Genomic DNA, 17,433 nt, shown 5'->3' with positions numbered 1-17,433 from the left:
TTTATGAAAAATTGATTCCCAAAGGTTTAAATTCATCTTTAATTTCAGTCAATCGCTTACGAAATAAACTTAAATCACTCGAATAGGTAATAAGCATTGCTCCCATGTCCAATAATTTCTTGGCATGTTCAGATGAAAAGGCAGGTGTACCCCACAATTTACCGGCACTCTTGGCTGAATCAGCAACTTTTTCCACCGCATCCCAATATCTAGAATCATTGAACTTCCCAGGGAATCCACCTTGAAGACTAAAGTCTCCTGGGCCAAAGAAAAGCAAGTCGACTCCTACTACTTCTGCGATATCCTGTGCAGCAGCAAGTCCTTCCTGATCCTCAATTTGAATCACCAAAAAGGTTCCTTTATTGGAGGTTACCAGGTATTCTGACAATGGTGTTAAACCATAATGGGCATCCGGACCTGCGGCATCCAATCCTCTCTCTCCCATCGGAGGAAATTTAATGCTTTTCACTGCAAGCTTTGCCTCCTTTACCGTACGGCATCTCGGATACATTATCCCATTGGCTCCTGCTTCCATCAACCTGGCCATTTGGTTGTATTCACCATTTCCTGGTCTTATCATAAGATCGGACGAACCAACCCTTGCTGCCCTCATCAACCCATTAACCGTTTCTATAGAATGAGAGTGGTGCTCCATGTCAACCCAGATAACATCCATCCCCATTAAACTGGTAAGTTCGAAAACGGAAGGATCTGTTAAATGAAGCGTTATCCCCAAAACCGGTTGACCTGCTTCCCACTTCGCTAAACATTTGCTACTATTCATATCTTTTATTCTTTTTTATTAATCAAACTAATAGTACAGGCGACAATAGCTCCTGCAAAAAAGGAGAAGGGTAAAACCCAGAGCACCGTAATTCCCAACACACCATAAAATGAAATTGCTACAGCAACAATAATGGCCACTATGCCCCCCAGAAATGTCCCTCTTTCAGTGGCAAAAGGAACAAACAGCGCCATAAAAAACAATACAAACAAAGGTGCCACAAAAAGGTGGGTCACCTTAATCACAATATCAAACAAGTTCCCTTGTACACTTCCTACAAAAAAGCTCAATCCAATTACAATTAATCCAGTTAAGTAGGAAAGGATTTTAATCTGTTGCAATGAGCCTTTAAAGGAAACTTCTTTTTTTCTTTTAAAAAATCGATTGAAAATATCTTCAGAAATCACCGTTGAGACGGAGTTTAAGCCTGAAGAAAGGCTTGACATGGCTGCAGCAAGCAGACCTGCAATCACCAAGCCTGATATCCCTACCGGTAATCCTAACAATATAAACCTTGGAAACAAGGTGTCTGACTGTTCACTAAAGGATTGGCCATCGGCTAAAAAATGTTGGTTCTTAGAGAAAAAGGCAAACATTGCAAGCCCCAAAAGACCTAGAAGACATTTAGCCAATAAATTGGTGTACAAGGAAACTTTTAAAGATTTTCTGGCTGCCTTAATGTCTCTGGTGGACAAGTACCTTTGAATGGCCATTTGGTCGGAGCCTGTGGTACAGATATACCAGGCAAATAACATCACAACTGCATTCCCTATGGTGGTCCTTTCCTGAGTATCAAAACCAAATTGAATGGGCTTCCAGTAGGCCGGCCATTCCGTAGGTATCCATGAACTTACCGATCCAAAATGTATACTTACAATCAAAATACTCAGAAAAGCTCCTCCCAAAAACACTACCGTTTGAACTACATCGGTTACCACAACTGCTTTTAAGCCACCCATTGAAGTATAAACAATGGTTATAACCATTAATAAAATGCTGACCAAAGGGACATAGCTTGGGTCTATAGGAACTACCGTAAGAAAAGTGACATCAATGGTGACATAAATAATAGTAGCCATCCAAAGGAACCGTAAGGAAAGGAACATAAAGATGGCCAACATCCTGATGCTTAAACCCAGTTTCAATTCCAATATTTCATAGGCACTCGTCACTTTCATTGCCATTATTCTAGGGATCAACCACCAGCCCGCAACAAAATAAACGATTGGAAAGCCTAACATTCCGGCGAAAATTACCGGCCCATATTTGATCATTTCTCCCGGGTAGGACAAATAACTCACCGTACTAAGTAAAGTGGCAAAGAGTGATATGCCAATAGACACGGAATTCATCTTCCTTCCTCCCAATAAATAGTCCTCCTTGGTCTTATTGACCTTTGAGTAGAAATATCCTATGCCCAACATCAAGGCCCCATACAAGGAAATGACGAGCCAGTCAATCCATGAAAGTGTAGCCTCCACCCTTCGTTCAATCCTCAGCAAGGCATAGGCAGCCGTAACTTTTAAATCAATAAGTTGATTATAGGAGGGGTTATCTTTGTCAGGGTTTAAATTGGCCATTTTCTCAAGTAAATCCAGATCAAGATTACTCCCTTTCTCGCCCAAGGTATAGGCATATTCTCTTTGATAAATTAGATTGTCCTTGCCCCCATTTGACAAAAGATTCTTTAGCTTTTCCATCCTAGGAACTGATAAAGAATCCTTCGGAGCTGTAATCCAACTTAGAGAAGTCAAATAAACCTGAAAATCAGAAATTTCAGGTTGACTTAATGCCAAATCAGTTAATTGATCCCAATCTGAGGTACTGATCCCTTTTATCTTTCTTAATGCATAAGCAGCCAACTTTCTAGCCCTCTCAGAATGTTCCTTCCCTTTTAAAATTTCCATCAAATCCGCTATGCTTTGCTTTTTTCTGGATTCGGATGAATAGGCATGAGCCCATGTGCTAAATACATGTAAAATTTCATCATTTGTCTGTATTTCAATATTGGGAGATATTTCGAGCTTCGCCAGTGCTTCCACCGCATGAATCCTATCTTGTGAAAGGCTGTCCTGATAGACTGCCCTAATTTTATCTATCCAAACCTTTTTAAAATCATCATTCCCTCCAGATTGGGCCAACACCCTCCATATTCCAATTCTATAATAGGGTTCATTGCCAAATTTTAATTCTTCTTTTTTAAAAACACTATCTACGCCTGTCTGATAGTCAAGTGCCAATAAGTACTCTGCTGCATGAATTTTTTCCCACTTCAAATCACTGTACAAAACCGAATGGAGTTGTTCGATGGCATGTTCTCTTAATTCTGAAGAAAGCTCCCCTTGGGAATTTGTCTGGTCACTACATGAAATAAGAGGTGAAACAAAAAAAATAAATCCGTAAAGTAAGTTTCTCATGTTTTTTATTTTATGCGGCAATTGTAGTTGGGATTAACCTGTAATAAACTAGGTGGTGAAATCACTTAACACAAAATATTCAATGCCATCTGGAGATTACAATTTAGCCCTGCTAATTTGAAACCTCCAAATGGCCTGATGAATCATCCTTTCAACCCCTCTCAATAAAAATCGGAACAGGCATCAAGAATCCTTCTGTTTTATTGAAAACCAGGATTTTGGGTAATGATTGGACTGGTTTGAATTACTCTTGAAGGAATTGGGTAAAGGTATTTCTCCTTGGTTACATTCCCATCAAGTCCATATTCCTTCAAAAAATTCTTCATTACGGATAAACCCTGATCCGTTCTAACCAAATCGTGCCATCTCTGATGTTCAAAGGCAAATTCAAATCTTCTCTCATTCAGTACCCAGTTTCTAAATGACCCTTGATCGGGTACATCATTGCTGGCTTTAGGATCCAAACCGGCTCTTTCTCGTACTTGATTTAAAATTTCAAAAGCTTTTCCATTTGGAGTATAAGCAATCTCATTTAGTACTTCTGCATACATCATGAGTACATCTGTGTACCGAATGACAGGCCAATTTATATCCCAGTTATTCTGCGGACCGGAATTCCCTGAAACAAACTTTTTAGAAAAGGGAGTATAAAACATCACCCCATCGTTTTGAAGCCACTGCATTTGAACGGTGTGGGCAAGCCTTACATCACCCTCTTCAAAACTATTAATGAAATCCTGAGAGACAATTGGGCTTAGCGGAGATCCTCCTGAGGATACGCCTAAAACAGGGTCGTTTCGGTCAATATTATTGGCCGCTTGAATTCTAGGAATAGGATTACCTTCCCCTTGAGCATCTGAATTAAATTGAACCCAAAAAACGTACTGTTTGCCATTATCATTGGAAATATTGAACACATCTGAATACACAGGGAAAAATTCAAATTCACCTGAGTTAATAACCTCCTCAAGTAAACCTTTTGCTTTCTCCCATTCACCCGAATTCAAAGGATAACCACTCTTGGTTAAATACACTTTACCCAAAAGGGCTTTTGCAGCCAAAGAGGTAATCCTTCCTACATCCTGTGATGAGTAAGTCTGAGGTAAAGCGGCGGCCGCCTCTTCTAAGTCCGTAATGATGGTTGCATAAACTTCCTCAACAGAATTCCGCTCATATTGAAGTGATTCTGTAATAGACAATGGCTTGGTAACAATAGGAACTCCTCCAAAATACCTTACCAAATCAAAATAAAACAGCGCCCTTATCACTTTGGCTTCTGCCTTCATTTGTGCCTTTACCTGCTCATTCTCAAAACCCACCCCATCAATCTTTTCAAGAAAAATATTACAGCGGTATATTGCCTCAAATAATTCTGACCAAGCAGGGTAAAGCTGTGTGTTCTCAGGTGATTCGTTAAAATGAATAATTGAGTGAAAATTATACAAGAGCGATTGCTGAAAGGTGTTGTCTGAGCGTTGCTCTTTCATCAACATGGCAAAGACACTTGTTTGGGTGGATTGAAGTCCATCGTAAACGCCCATCAAAGCTTGGTTTAATTCCTCTTCACTATTATAAAACCCTTCCACACTTCTATTAGAAATAGGCGCCAGGTTGAGAAAATCTTCTGAACATGAGAAAAGAAATGCCAGGGAAATGAATGCATATTTATATATAAATTTCATATTTCTTAACTTTTAAAATGTAATGTTTAAACCCAAAACAAGCGATTTGGCCAATGGATAAGTATTAGTAGCATCAATACCAGGAACCAACAGGCTGTTGTTCCTTACCCCCGTTTGCGGGTTACCAAAATAGTTGTCTTTGGTGAATACATTTTCAGCACTTAAATAAACCCTTAATCCTGAGATTGCACCTCTAAAATTCCCTAAGAAAACATCCGGCGCATTATAACCTAATGAAACATTTCTAATTCTCCAGAAACTGCCATCAAATAACCAAAACGTTGAAGGAGTAGTCAAGTTTGATGTAACTGCGGCCCTAGGCGTTTTACCATCTCCCGGGTTTTCAGCAGAAACATACCTGTCTCTCCAATACCCTAGTACATTTCCTACATGGGAACGTCCTGCTCCACCTTGACTTTCATTAAGCAAATGGTTTCCTGATTCTCCATATGCCATTACACTTAAATCGAAGTTTTTATATTGTATGGTTTGGGTCAAACCCCAGGTAAAATCAGGTTGGTTTTTCCCAACTATTTGTTTGTCATCATCGGTAATTATACCATCCTCGTTGGTGTCTACATATTTCAAGTCACCCACATTTTGGGTTTTCGATTTAGGACTAGAATTCAATTCTTCTTCAGTCATGAAAACTCCAGCAACAGGAATTAGGAAGTAACTTCCAATTGGAGATCCTATTTGAGTGATCGTTACAGAAGTCCCTCGGGCAAATCCGGGAATGGGTGCTCCTTCTGGACCTAATTCCAAGACCTTATTCCTATTGAAGGATAAATTCCCATCTATTCTCCATGAAAAATCACTGGTATTGATAACCCTGGCTCCCAGTTCAAACTCTAACCCTTTGTTTTCTACCTTCCCTATATTTTGTAAGGTGCTGCTAAATCCTGAAATAACTGGAATTGGTACATTTAAGAGTAAATCACGGGTTACGCTTCTATAGACATCCACACCTAAGGTGAATCTGTTTTCTAGAAAGCCAATGTCAACACCAAAATTTAAAGTGTTATTTTTTTCCCAGCTTAGCTCAGGATTACTAAACGATGAGGGGCTCAAACCTCCTACAAGGCTACCCGTTCCATCACCCAAGACATAATTTGTTTGCGAAAGAGACCCTATGTATCCATAGTTAGGAATATTGTAATTTCCTGTAGCTCCATAACTGGCCCTTAATTTCAAGTTATTCAGTGCGTTGGCATTTTGCATGAAATTTTCTTCCGATACTCTCCATCCCATAGACACAGATGGAAACCAACCCCATTTGTTATTGCCTCCAAACCTGGAAGACCCATCTCTTCGGATACTTGCTGTAACCAAATAGCGGTCATTTAAGCTGTAAGTAGCACGAGAAAAATAGGACAAAAGGCTGTGTTCACTGGCTGTGGACTGGGCGGCAATAAGTTCTGTACCCGCATTTAGCGTTTTGACCAAGTCATCCGGAAATCCCCTTACTTCACTAAAAGTATTTTCATTACGGAACTTCTGAGCGGAAAACCCGGCTATTGCAGTAAAATCATGGTTGTCATTTCCAATGGAATAACTCAATAATGTTTCATTCAGTAAATTGGTATTTAATGAAGTAGCAGCTTGGGCGAAGCTACCATTGTCTCTATTGACATTATTGGTCTTGTAAAAGCTATTGTTACCACTTGCGTAATCCGCAGAGGTAGCGTTTCTTAAGCTTAGGTTTTTCATGATTTCCACCTCGGCATAAAAGCTTCCTATAGTTCGGAATCTTTTGGTTTTATCATCTGTTTCTTCCAACCAAGCCAATGGATTAACCAGAATATCGGTCCTTGTATAGGGTTCTCCACCAGTATTTACGGTTCCCAAATGAGGTTCAACTATTGGTGCTAAAAATTTGGCTCTTGCTATAGGCCCACCCACATCTTCTGCATCCGCTTCATTTTGGATGGAAAAACTTGGACTTATATTTAAACCAACTTTAACTCTCTCATGAATTTTGGTTTCTACATTTATTTTAAATGAATACCTGTTGTAATCTGTATGCTTTATAACTCCCTCTTGCTGGAAGACGTCTGCATAGACATTATAGGTTGTATTATCCGTACCTCCCGAAATTGACAATTGAGAATTATGAATTGGTGCTGTTCTTGAAATTAAGGCTTGCCAATCTGTATCCGGGAAACTTCCAGGGTTTGAAATCCATTCCGGATTTATTCTGCTTCCTCCTGGTCTGTCATCATAGGGAACATTAGGGTCCCCACCATTCAATAAATAAGTGTTGTTCCTTTCCTCTACAGCAAAATCTATCCACTCATCCCTGTTTAATACATCATAAGTCTTTGCAACCTGTTGGAAACCATACCTTGTTTTGACTGAAACAACAGGAGCTCCAGATGTCCCTCTCTTTGTAGTGATGATCACTACTCCATTGGCTCCTCTTGACCCGTATATAGCAGATGCAGCAGCATCTTTCAATACTTCTATACTTTCTATATTGCCGACAGCAATATTGTCCAGATCACCTGAAATAGGCACACCATCCACAACATACAATGGTTCAGATCCTGCAGTAATCGATCCTGTACCTCTGACTTTGATGCTTAAAGGCCTACCCGGTTGACCTGAAACTTCCTGAACCCTAACTCCGGCCAATGCACCTATTAATGCCTGGTCAACCCGGGTAATCGTTCCTGTTCTGTCTTCAAGTTTTTCTCCGGAAAGTTTGGCTACAGCCGTAGTCAGATCCCTGCTTTTCTGGGTTCCGTAACCCACGACCACCACTTCATCCAAAGAGGATTGATCCTCTGACATTGTTATGGTAAGCTTGCTTTGGTTTCCTATTACTATCTTTTGAGGCTCAAAACCGATAAAAGAAATCAATATCTCTGCACCCTCTTCCACATCTAAGCTAAAGTTCCCGTCTATGTCAGTAGCTGTACCTGTATTGGTACCAACTATCAGAACGGTAGCACCAGGTATTGCCTCTCCATTTTCATCCTTCACCGTACCTGTAATAGGTTTTCTTTCTGCTATTATAGGACTAATGGATTCGGGATCAATACGTTTGATCACATCAATCGTATTGTTTATCTGACGGAAACTCAGTTTTAGCTGTTTGCCTGCAACGATCAGGCTTTCTTCCACAGTTCCTTTCTGTTGATCGAAAAGTATAATCTGAGATCTGTCAAGCCTTTGATTATCAAATGCAAACTTAAAAGGAGTTTTTCTTTCTACTTCTTTAAAAAATTGCCCTATACTTAATGAAGGGGCCGATAGCCGAATGGTAACTTCTTCTATGCTTTTATACTGGCCTTTTGCTTGTATAACACTGGTAAAATTAACCACCAACATTTGGAAAACTAAGCCGTACAAGAAGCCTTTGGACAACATCATAATTGTCTGAAGTAATTTTTTTTTCATATTTTTGAATGTTTATTGGAATTAATTTCAATATGCACGGTCTATTGATGGATCCATTCCCCAATGTTCTTCATCATTAGACCTCTCACAGCCGGTTGGATGTATCCAACCGGTTTTATTAAGGTGGTATTTTGGGCATTCTTTTGTTAAAATTTAATTGTGACATTTTTTCCTTTTAGCTCAAATTCAAAATTTTGTACATATGCCATGCTCTTCAAAACATTCTCCAGGCTTTGATTACGGTATTCACTCGAAAATTCCCAGGTTGCTTTTGTGGGATTTTGGATGTTAACCTTTACCCCATACCAATTTTCCAGTATCTCCACAACCTCAGCAAGGCTCGATTTTTCAAACAATAAGACGCCATCTTTCCATGAGGATACGGTTTGGGTATCAAATTTTCGGATGTTGGGCAATTCTGAAATATGGTCTCTGTATAATTCTTCTCCAGGATTAAGTATAAAATCTGCACTTGTGGAAACACTCTCCACCTTAACCTTACCTGTTACTAATGAAATCTTTATTCCAACATCACCCTTTTCCTTAATATTGAAGGAAGTACCCAAAGCTGTGGTCACCAAACCCTGAGCAACAACCCTAAACGGTCTCAGGCTATCCTTTTCCACTTCTATAAATGCCTCTCCCTTTAAAATCACCCTTCTCTCTTTAGCACCAAATTTATCTGGAAAAGAGAATTCACTGTTGCTGTTCAACCAAACCCTTGAGCCATCTGCCAGGGTTAGCTGTAATTTCTCCCCTGAAGCAGTTTGCTTGTGATGCATTGCCACATTTTCGACAGGACTTTCTACTATGTCTTTGTTAAAAACGCCAGAGATCCATGCCAAGGCAAGTCCTACCAAGAATACCGCTGCTAGATTTAAAATCCATCGGTAGTTTTTCTTTTCTCTTAGATGGTCCGCAGGTTTTATGGTTAAAAGCTTTTGTCTAATCGCATCTTTCATTCCCTCTGGGGCCTTGTATTCCTGATAGTGGGTGCGCAATAAAATCTCTCGGGCCAGCTTTAGTTCTTTTAAATTTCCAGAATTGGCATCCATCCATTTAGACCAATAATCATTCAAATGATCATTTGGCTGTCTTACCCAGGCAATAAACTCTGGGTCAATTAAAAAATCCTCTTTGGTCTTCATCAAAATTATACTGGCTTTATATGTAAATACAGAGCACCTCCAAAAGAACACCTAAAAATTTTACTTTTTTTTGAAATATCTTAATCTTAAGAAGAAACGGCTAACTTAATAAACTTCCCTATTTAAGTTTCTCTCGTAAAAAGCCCAATGCCTTGTACATTAGATTCCGAGTAGTTTTCACGCTGTCCAACCCCATTATTTCTTGAACTTGGACATAGCTGAAACCTTCGTAAAAAAAATAATATATGATTTCTTTTTTTCTGGGACTAAGCTTGGCAATAGCACTATTCAACTCCTCAATCTTCTCCAAACCCATTTGTTGATCAATCAACTGTTGTTCATGGGAAATAGTGAAACCAAAATCCTGGCCTATGTCAAGGCTTTCCCTTCTGTGTTCCCATTTGGAAAATTGACGCTGAAGTTTTCGTTTAAGGCATTTGAGTAAATAAAACTTAATATTGTCAGTAGGGCCTATTTTGTGACGCAGGCGCTTGAGATCAAAGAAGACTTCCTGAATCCCGTCCTTGGTTTGGGATTCATCCTTAGATAAACGCATGCCATACGCAAATAGACTATCAAAAAATTGCTCATATATCTGAATAAAGGCAGCATCACCACCTTTTCTGAATTCATCCCATAACATCCCCTGCGCTACAATTTTTGTAGCGTCTGTATTTTTGATTTCAGAAATTTCACTTGAAAAGGGATCAAGTTTATAATTAGGCATTTTTGAAATAATTGGTGATCAATCCCTCAAAAAGGGATTTTTACAACTCAGGCTTCCTAATTATAGTTATTAAATATGGATTGGCATAATTTCCTTTTGCAATAATTACCAATTACCTTCAATCATAGATTGAAATTCCAAATAGTCCTCTCCAATATTTTACCGTCCAACATCAAATTGTATATTCCACTGGGCAAATCTGCCGAATATATAAATACTCCCTTTTTAGCAATTGTCTTACTAAAACCACCCCCATTTGCAGTAGAAATATTGGGAAGCTATTGCCCATCTCCCGGTAACTTTTATTCCGCAATAGTAATGAGAGGTACGGTTATCGTCCATTCAACAACTTCAATGATCCGGATCCAATGGCAAGGGATTATATCAGTAAGAGACAAATGGCCAGCTTCTATTAGAGCTATTTTTGCAGAAAAGAAGGGGCAACAATAGACCCTTTGAATCCTGGGCTTTCATCAAGGGAACAAATTCCGCCAACTCCTTTAAAAAAGTTTGGTGGCATGCTAAAGGGATTCAGTCTCGAGACAGTGGGTATTAGGAGGTTTTCACCTTAAATATCCTCTTAAAAATTCTGATTTTCATATTTACTCGAAACCGCTCGCTGTTTCTGTGGTACTATTATATCTCGGTGTTTTTTTAATAACTTCTATTTACAAAACAATTATTCAATGCTTCTTGATAATTTTTTATTGTAGGATCATCAAATTCGTTGGATTCTTGTTGGAGAAAATTTCCAACCTTATTTTGAATTTCCTCATAGTTTAAATTATTAATTATTTCTATTTGGTCTTCAGATTTAATCAGGAGAGAAACATCTCCATGGCTTGTAATTCTACCAAATCTATAGATTCCGTTTTGATTAAGGTTTTCTGGATAAAAAATATCAATTACATAAACGCTTTGAAATATATTCAACATTTGCTCATCAACCTCAGATTTTGTTAATTCCCCCTTTTTTATTAAATAATTTAAAATTTCAGGTGAGAATTTCTTGTCTATCCTAAAAGCATCTACTAATTCGTAGTTCAAAGTGTCTTGAGCTTTAAGATGGGAAATCGAAATAATTAATGCTATTAGGAAAAGTAGTTTTTTCATGGCTCAATCCTTTATCTGTCTTTTTCGGTAATACAATTAGTTATAATGTAGGTTTTCTTAAACTTACCTGCAACCTCCATTTTTATGATAGCTGCGGATTTCAAAGCTGCGACTGGTCCCACCTGCCGAAACGAAATATAGAAACTAGACTTCAAATTAACGCCTCAATCGCAGATCGCATAAACACAATATTGATAGCTGCTCGCATTGATTGATACCTAACCAAAAATTGTCCACCGTGAATAAACTTTTCTCGAAATATTTCTTCTCTATCTGGGAAGACAAATTTACCCTCGTGTTGAGATTTGTTAACGAAGCCCCTTAATGCAGTTCAATCTTTACTATAAAATTCGGGTGAGAATACGCTGCTTTTCCACTTTCATAAATCTGTTGAGAGATTTCTAAAGACTCAAAACCTGTTTCAACTTTTTTATTTTTAAAATATTGAATAGAATACCTCGAACTAATTAATTCTAAATTCTTTGATTCTGCATAATCTATAAAGTCAGATTCAGAAATAATATCCTCATCAATCTTTGTTAGAACTTCACTTAATAAAACAACATAAGAATTTGGGTCATTCTCATTGGTATAAAATATAGGTGTAGCTGAATAAATTTCATCGTCTTTATTTAATTCTTTTAAATAATTATTGACTTGCGTACAGTCGGTCAAGGTTTCATTGATTCTAAGCCAAACTTGATCGTAATTGATGTACCCTGTTATAGCGCTATTAGTTATGAAGGAATATTTACTTAATATAGATTCTGCAAACTCTTTTGATACATTTTCTTGCTCAAACACAATATAAATTTCAGACAATGATTGTTTTCCAAGATAAATTTTCTCCTCTCCCGAGTAATAGAAATTTTCTTTATCATCGCATAATCTCATTTTTGGTAGAGGTTCATCCTTTTCACATGAGACTAATAATATAAACCCTATGGTTACGAACAACAATAATTGAAATACTCTTTTCATTGATCTTTTTGTCTTTTGACACCTATTCCTGTCAAGTGCTTGTCATGTCTTTCTATTTGCTTTTACAAATCCAAACCTTTCAATTTAACGTTCTCTTTATGGTCTGTACGACAGTTACCCCCAACGGGATTTATTTTAGGGAAGGTGGGCATTTGAAAACGTACTCTTCCATCCTACTCGTAGCTTCTTAAAGATACTGATTTTTCTATTTACTCGGAACCGCCTCATTTTAATTTTACCCTTGACCTTGGTTCCTCCAGTACATTTCAAAACAGTAAGGTTCAATTTACGGTAAAGAACTACCGGAAACAGGGCAAAAGAGAAATTTGCACATTAAAGGCCCCGGAATTCCTAAGAAGGTTCACGCTACATAATTTGTCCCGAGAATCGGAATCTTACCCAAGGGTTTTACCCGGATCAGACATTATGGCATCCTGGCCAGTGCTTTTAAGGCAACACATAAGGTCAGTATCGACAGGCAGATCGGTCAGGTGGTGATAGAAGTTGGGGAAAAACCAGACTCCCTACTCAGAAAGTGTCCTTGTTGCAAAACCGGGGAACTGCATACAGTGGAGTGCTTCGACCAAAGATGGCCTCCAGGCAACTGGTTTAACAAAATCAAGAAAAAAAATAATAAGCATCAATTAGCTTAAAGGGACAGGTATGTCCAAATGGTAATAACAGCCTAAAATTCACTCCAAAACTATCAGGAAAGTGGCCTTAGTCTCTCTAAAAAAATAAAACAACGTAAAGGAACAACCTATAACCACCTACTTTTTTTATTCTTCAAGCTCTTAAAAACAAATGGAGAAAATCATTCCCCATAGTAACCCGAATTCTCAACACCCTGAACTGGCCCCTGAGCACGGTCCCTGAGCCTGCCGAAGGGTGTCGAAGGGACATTGCAGTTTACCCTGAAACTTTCTCAGGGCACACACACTGTCTTCAGACTCGGCGGTTCCAGCCATCAGAATGCTTAGTTATTATGGGCTGGTTTTATTTTTTCCAACCAACAGTTTTTTTCCATTCCTCAATTTCCTGTTTTCTTTTTTCAAAGTCTGTCGGTGGCGTTTGTTTATTATTTTTAGCTTGTTTTCTTATAATTTTAGTTTGTTCTTCAATTGAATTAAGTCCAATAGATTTTCTCCTTTGATTCACTTTTTTCAAGTCATCAAAAATATTAGGGCTCAATTCTCCGCTTTCATCCCAATCAAATTGAGTTCCATAAAGTTGTGGTTTATTCTCAAAAACTGCTATTCGGTCGGTCAAGTACGCTAAATTTTTTGAATTGGCTTTATTTTGATAAACAGCAATTTCTAATAATTTCACACATTTTTTCATAAAGTTAGGTTGTCCGATAGAATGTTGTATTATTAACCAAGTTGCTTCATTTGCTTCTTTGCCAACTTTGTCAAGCGTTGGATAACCTATTTTGTTTATTATTTCATTTAGAGTTATGGTATTTTTGTTGTGAATTTCAGCCATTTCTTTATTGTAGCCTTCACCGAGTTTTCCACTTTCAATTAGCTTTTCACGAAATTCCAAATCAGTATTTTTCAGTTCGATTATTTTTTCTGCAATTTCGTGGAAATTCATTCTGCTAATTGTGTTGTGGTCAACTTGCCCATAACAATAGGGTATCTACTGTTTGAAGAAGCCAATATAAGGACTAGTTACGCTTATTCAAATAGCTAGATACCGTACCACCTGTATGGCCAGTGGCATGGCGGGCCGAGCTCCGCTCGGCTGCGCGCTGGATTTGTGTGGCCATGGGATATACAGAATGTTAGGCTTTTTTTATTCGGTGTGGTTTATCAAAGTTCAATATTCCAATCAACTTCTATTTGTCGTCATAGTGAAATCGACATTGGACAATTGTGCATACTTGGTCAACACCTTTTTTACCAGTGATCTTGTACACCAATCGGTGCTCCCCTGAGATTTTTCTCGACCAAAATCCTTTTAGATCGTATTTCAGCGGTTCCGGTTTTCCGATTCCCTTAAAGGGAGTTTGTCGGATTGATTTAATGAGCTCCTTTATCTTCTTGATTGTATCTGGATCGGTCTCCAACCAATAGTTGAATTCCTCCCAAGCGTGACTTGTGAATTGGATATTCATTTAGCTCCAATTCAATCGTCAAACGAAACAGTATCTCCACCTTTCATTTGAGCGATGGACTCACGCAATCGGTTTCGATTCGATTCAGTCGATAGCAAGTGGCCTGTCTCCATCAAGGAATTATACTCTCTGATTGACATGATGACCACAGCATCCTCTTCTCTTTTGCGCGGTACGATAATGACCTCTAGTGATTTGCTCACCGAGTCAAAGTGCTCCTTCATACGCTGACGGAGGGATGTAATTGTAAGTGCTTTCATGGCTTTTTCTACTATGTACGGATAAATGTACATAATATCGTACATAAACGCAAGATTAAATTCAAGATGCGCAGACACAATGCACTTCCATCGCTGATGGGATTCACCAAGTTAAGGCTGGCAAAGGCTTATATTTCTGAAAGCCGTGTGCTGGCCTCACCAACCATTCAGCCACATAATTCGTCACGCATCTGCGTCAAAATTCCAGGCCAAGTAGCACATCACGAGTCTACTTCCACTTTGGGTTCTCGCGAATTAATTGCATTAAGCCGTAGAGTAAAGCCTGATAGCCTACCCTATTTAATTACCTATAAAGATAATAATAAGCAGTAAAGCTAATGCTTCGGGACATTAATTCTCCCACATAAGGGATACCGATAAAACCCGGCACAGGCTACCGACTTGCTTCTGCACAGGTTTTCACCCTCTGGAATAATTTGGTATCTTCGATACCAGATACCCATGCTGGGCACACACACTGCATTCAAACTAGGCTGTTCCAGCCGTCAGAATGCTTAATTATTCTCAGCTTGTTTTTATATTCAGTCTGGTAGTGCTAAAGCAATTAACTCTGCCGGTTTTGAGGCCCCACCAATCGGAATAACAATGTATTGTTTTCCATCGAGCAGATATGAGATCATAGCCCCCCTTGCATTTGAGGGGATTGGAATTTCAGCTATTTGCTCGCCATTATCATAGTTAAAAGCACGAAGTGATGGTTCGATATCAGTACTACTTATAGCGATGTTATAGCCCCGCGATGCATAGGCCCGAGATGCCACTCCACCGTCTTGGGCTATCAATAGTAGATTTTGGGTTCCAAGAACCTGCATTCTGAATGGCCAACCTAATTGAGGCAGGTTTAATTCTTTTAGCCTAGAATCATTAATCGGCCCTGAGCCTACGGGGGACATCCAAGAATGCTCTCCGCTATTCATATCGATGGCAGTTATTCGTCCGTATGGTGGTTTTGTCAGCGGCAGGCCGTCAAGAGACGGAACCGTTGGAGGTAGCTTGTAGTACTTGTTAAATTCCATAGCACCCTCCGCTTTCTGCAGCTTTACTAAAAATGGCAGCGTAACTGAAGGAACATATAAATGGTTATTATTTGGGTTGAAAACACCACCAGCCCAGTTTGCACCGCCTGCAACTCCAGGAAATAGTAAAGTGCCTTTAAGTGAAGGTGGAGTAAATAACGGTCCGTAGACATATTGGTTGACGTAGTCAAGGGCAGCTTTTCTTAATTCTGGAGTAAAATCAATCAAATCTTCTTCTGAGAGTCCTTGTTGATCAAAAGGTTTGGGCTTTGTTGGGAATGGTTGAGTTGGTGATGTTTTTTCACCTGGCACGGTCGAGGCAGGGACAACTCTTTCTTCGATTGGCCAAATGGGGACTCCTGTCTCCCTATTAAAAACAAAACAAAATCCTTGTTTTGTAAGCTGTGCCACAGCCTTCGTGTTTTTACCATCAATCAGCAAATCCATAAGAATAGGGGCCGCTGGTAGGTCATAATCCCATATGCCATGATGGGTTGTTTGAAAATGCCAAATCTTTTTTCCTGTTGCCGCATCAAGTGCAACTAAACTTTCGGCATACAAATTATCTCCATGTCTATTGCCTCCATAGTAATCATTACTCGGAGTTCCAAAAGGCAAAAATACATATCCTAATTCTTCGTCAGCACTCATTATTGTCCAAACATTTGTATTGCCGATATTCTTCCAGGATTCATTTTCCCATGTCTCAACACCCGGATCATTACCTTGTGGAATGGACTCAAATATCCACTTTTGTTCACCGGTATTTATATCAAATCCCCGAATATCACCTGGCGGCATCGATTCATGAAGTGGATAATCAACAATTGATGATCCTATAATTAAAGTATTGCGACAAATAATCGGAGGGCTCGAAACACCATAGGCTAGTCTGTCAATCGGTCTTCTCAATCCCTTGGTAAGATCAATTTTTCCATTATTTCCAAATTCGCTTACAAGCTCGCCGGATTTGGCATTAATTGCAATGAGATAAGCATCTCCAGTACCAATAAATACTTTGCTATTAGCTCCATCTTCATAAAATGATACACCTCTGTGAACAAATCCATGATTTGGTGGAGATCCTTCCACATATGATTCTGGGTTATATGACCAAATCGTTTGACCAGTTTTGGCATCAATGGCAGCAACCTGACTTAATGAAGTACTCGTATAAAGAATTCCATCAATCATTATAGGTGTAGACTCATTTGTCCAAGTCCAGAGTGTACTATCCTGTTCAATAATGGATTCATCTACAGAAGTCCATCTCCACGCAACTTCTAACTTATTAAAATTCTCTCCATTAATCTGGTCAAGACTTACGAACTTATCATTTGCGAGACTTGCACCATACCAAGGAAATTCTGAATTACGAATTCGTTCTTCTTGCTGACATGAGGAAAAAAGAACTACAAGTAAAAATACTGAAAACGGTTTTAGTTTTTTCATGATTTGTATTTATTGCTGACGGTTTGACTATGCGCAGGTGGGCTTTAGAAGCAATTTCCTGTCTGCCGATCCGAAAGTTAGTTCTTAGTTTTATTGATTCGTTTTTCACTGTCGCCCTGCTTACTTATAGTTTTTGTTGAACTAAACCTCCGGTAGCTAAAGGTTTACCATTGGTATATTACTCATCAACAAACGCTTATAATGATAAACAAAATACATAAAAATTACGGATGGCTCAATAGCCGGCCCAACTCAGCTAAAACTTTAACCCGATATATGCAATAGACATTCTATTACGTGCTGAAATCGCT

General features: G+C 38.8%; 12 protein-coding genes and 1 pseudogene. 1 reads left to right on the top strand and 12 read right to left on the bottom strand.

Features of this window, described 5'->3' with window-relative positions:
- Position 1 precedes the first annotated feature (1 nt).
- From AC13EX_RS24565 to AC13EX_RS24530, 8 genes are all read right to left on the bottom strand, one after another.
- Complete coding sequence (locus AC13EX_RS24565; protein WP_482894691.1) at positions 2-784, bottom strand: HpcH/HpaI aldolase family protein; 783 nt, start codon at positions 782-784, stop codon at positions 2-4.
- 5 nt (positions 785-789) lie between these two features.
- Positions 790-3,201: a sodium:solute symporter family transporter gene (locus AC13EX_RS24560; protein ID WP_482894690.1), complete on the bottom strand. Its 2,412-nt coding sequence runs from the start codon at positions 3,199-3,201 to the stop codon at positions 790-792.
- A gap of 200 nt (positions 3,202-3,401) precedes the next feature.
- Positions 3,402-4,883, bottom strand: coding sequence for a RagB/SusD family nutrient uptake outer membrane protein (locus AC13EX_RS24555; RefSeq protein WP_482894689.1), 1,482 nt, complete (start codon positions 4,881-4,883; stop codon positions 3,402-3,404).
- Between the two features lie 12 nt (positions 4,884-4,895).
- The gene (locus tag AC13EX_RS24550; RefSeq protein ID WP_482894688.1) at positions 4,896-8,285 is read right to left on the bottom strand and encodes a SusC/RagA family TonB-linked outer membrane protein; all 3,390 of its coding nucleotides are present in this window, start codon (positions 8,283-8,285) and stop codon (positions 4,896-4,898) included.
- Between the two features lie 146 nt (positions 8,286-8,431).
- Complete coding sequence (locus tag AC13EX_RS24545; RefSeq protein ID WP_482894753.1) at positions 8,432-9,433, bottom strand: FecR family protein; 1,002 nt, start codon at positions 9,431-9,433, stop codon at positions 8,432-8,434.
- 118 nt (positions 9,434-9,551) lie between these two features.
- Positions 9,552-10,160 (bottom strand): RNA polymerase sigma factor, encoded by a 609-nt coding sequence (locus AC13EX_RS24540; RefSeq protein ID WP_482894687.1) that lies wholly within the window; start codon positions 10,158-10,160, stop codon positions 9,552-9,554.
- Between the two features lie 654 nt (positions 10,161-10,814).
- Positions 10,815-11,273 carry a hypothetical protein gene (locus AC13EX_RS24535; RefSeq protein WP_482894686.1) on the bottom strand — a complete coding sequence of 153 codons (459 nt, stop codon included), beginning with the start codon at positions 11,271-11,273 and terminating at the stop codon, positions 10,815-10,817.
- 321 nt (positions 11,274-11,594) lie between these two features.
- Positions 11,595-12,254 carry a hypothetical protein gene (locus AC13EX_RS24530; RefSeq protein WP_482894685.1) on the bottom strand — a complete coding sequence of 220 codons (660 nt, stop codon included), beginning with the start codon at positions 12,252-12,254 and terminating at the stop codon, positions 11,595-11,597.
- Positions 12,255-12,518: 264 nt separating this feature from the next.
- Between AC13EX_RS24530 and AC13EX_RS24525 the strand changes: the two are divergent.
- A pseudogene (locus tag AC13EX_RS24525) lies at positions 12,519-12,907 on the top strand (transposase); the annotation flags it as partial.
- A gap of 343 nt (positions 12,908-13,250) precedes the next feature.
- Here AC13EX_RS24525 and AC13EX_RS24520 read toward each other — a convergent pair.
- The 4 genes from AC13EX_RS24520 to AC13EX_RS24505 all read right to left on the bottom strand — a co-directional run bounded on the left by AC13EX_RS24520 (position 13,251) and on the right by AC13EX_RS24505 (position 17,122).
- Positions 13,251-13,850 carry a DUF6624 domain-containing protein gene (locus AC13EX_RS24520; RefSeq protein ID WP_482894684.1) on the bottom strand — a complete coding sequence of 200 codons (600 nt, stop codon included), beginning with the start codon at positions 13,848-13,850 and terminating at the stop codon, positions 13,251-13,253.
- Positions 13,851-14,094: 244 nt separating this feature from the next.
- Positions 14,095-14,373 carry a Txe/YoeB family addiction module toxin gene (locus AC13EX_RS24515; protein WP_482894683.1) on the bottom strand — a complete coding sequence of 93 codons (279 nt, stop codon included), beginning with the start codon at positions 14,371-14,373 and terminating at the stop codon, positions 14,095-14,097.
- 11 nt (positions 14,374-14,384) lie between these two features.
- Positions 14,385-14,633 carry a type II toxin-antitoxin system Phd/YefM family antitoxin gene (locus AC13EX_RS24510; RefSeq protein WP_394332067.1) on the bottom strand — a complete coding sequence of 83 codons (249 nt, stop codon included), beginning with the start codon at positions 14,631-14,633 and terminating at the stop codon, positions 14,385-14,387.
- Between the two features lie 542 nt (positions 14,634-15,175).
- Positions 15,176-17,122, bottom strand: a complete 1,947-nt coding sequence (locus tag AC13EX_RS24505) for a pyrroloquinoline quinone-dependent dehydrogenase (RefSeq protein ID WP_482894682.1) — start codon at positions 17,120-17,122, stop codon at positions 15,176-15,178.
- Positions 17,123-17,433: the final 311 nt, after the last annotated feature.

The sequence above is a fragment of the Cyclobacterium sp. L-R genome, assembly GCF_056859355.1.
Note: the sequence above shows the minus strand (reverse complement) of the source record. Positions and strands in the feature narration are given on the sequence as shown.

What these genes read in the sequence shown, in the direction of transcription:
- AC13EX_RS24565 (WP_482894691.1), bottom strand. Translation starts at nt 784, where the DNA reads ATGAATAGTAGCAAATGTTTAGCGAAGTGGGAAGCAGGTCAACCGGTT.
- AC13EX_RS24560 (WP_482894690.1), bottom strand. Translation starts at nt 3,201, where the DNA reads ATGAGAAACTTACTTTACGGATTTATTTTTTTTGTTTCACCTCTTATT.
- AC13EX_RS24555 (WP_482894689.1), bottom strand. Translation starts at nt 4,883, where the DNA reads ATGAAATTTATATATAAATATGCATTCATTTCCCTGGCATTTCTTTTC.
- AC13EX_RS24550 (WP_482894688.1), bottom strand. Translation starts at nt 8,285, where the DNA reads ATGAAAAAAAAATTACTTCAGACAATTATGATGTTGTCCAAAGGCTTC.
- AC13EX_RS24545 (WP_482894753.1), bottom strand. Translation starts at nt 9,433, where the DNA reads ATGAAGACCAAAGAGGATTTTTTAATTGACCCAGAGTTTATTGCCTGG.
- AC13EX_RS24540 (WP_482894687.1), bottom strand. Translation starts at nt 10,160, where the DNA reads ATGCCTAATTATAAACTTGATCCCTTTTCAAGTGAAATTTCTGAAATC.
- AC13EX_RS24535 (WP_482894686.1), bottom strand. Translation starts at nt 11,273, where the DNA reads ATGAAAAAACTACTTTTCCTAATAGCATTAATTATTTCGATTTCCCAT.
- AC13EX_RS24530 (WP_482894685.1), bottom strand. Translation starts at nt 12,254, where the DNA reads ATGAAAAGAGTATTTCAATTATTGTTGTTCGTAACCATAGGGTTTATA.
- AC13EX_RS24520 (WP_482894684.1), bottom strand. Translation starts at nt 13,850, where the DNA reads ATGAATTTCCACGAAATTGCAGAAAAAATAATCGAACTGAAAAATACT.
- AC13EX_RS24515 (WP_482894683.1), bottom strand. Translation starts at nt 14,373, where the DNA reads ATGAATATCCAATTCACAAGTCACGCTTGGGAGGAATTCAACTATTGG.
- AC13EX_RS24510 (WP_394332067.1), bottom strand. Translation starts at nt 14,633, where the DNA reads ATGAAAGCACTTACAATTACATCCCTCCGTCAGCGTATGAAGGAGCAC.
- AC13EX_RS24505 (WP_482894682.1), bottom strand. Translation starts at nt 17,122, where the DNA reads ATGAAAAAACTAAAACCGTTTTCAGTATTTTTACTTGTAGTTCTTTTT.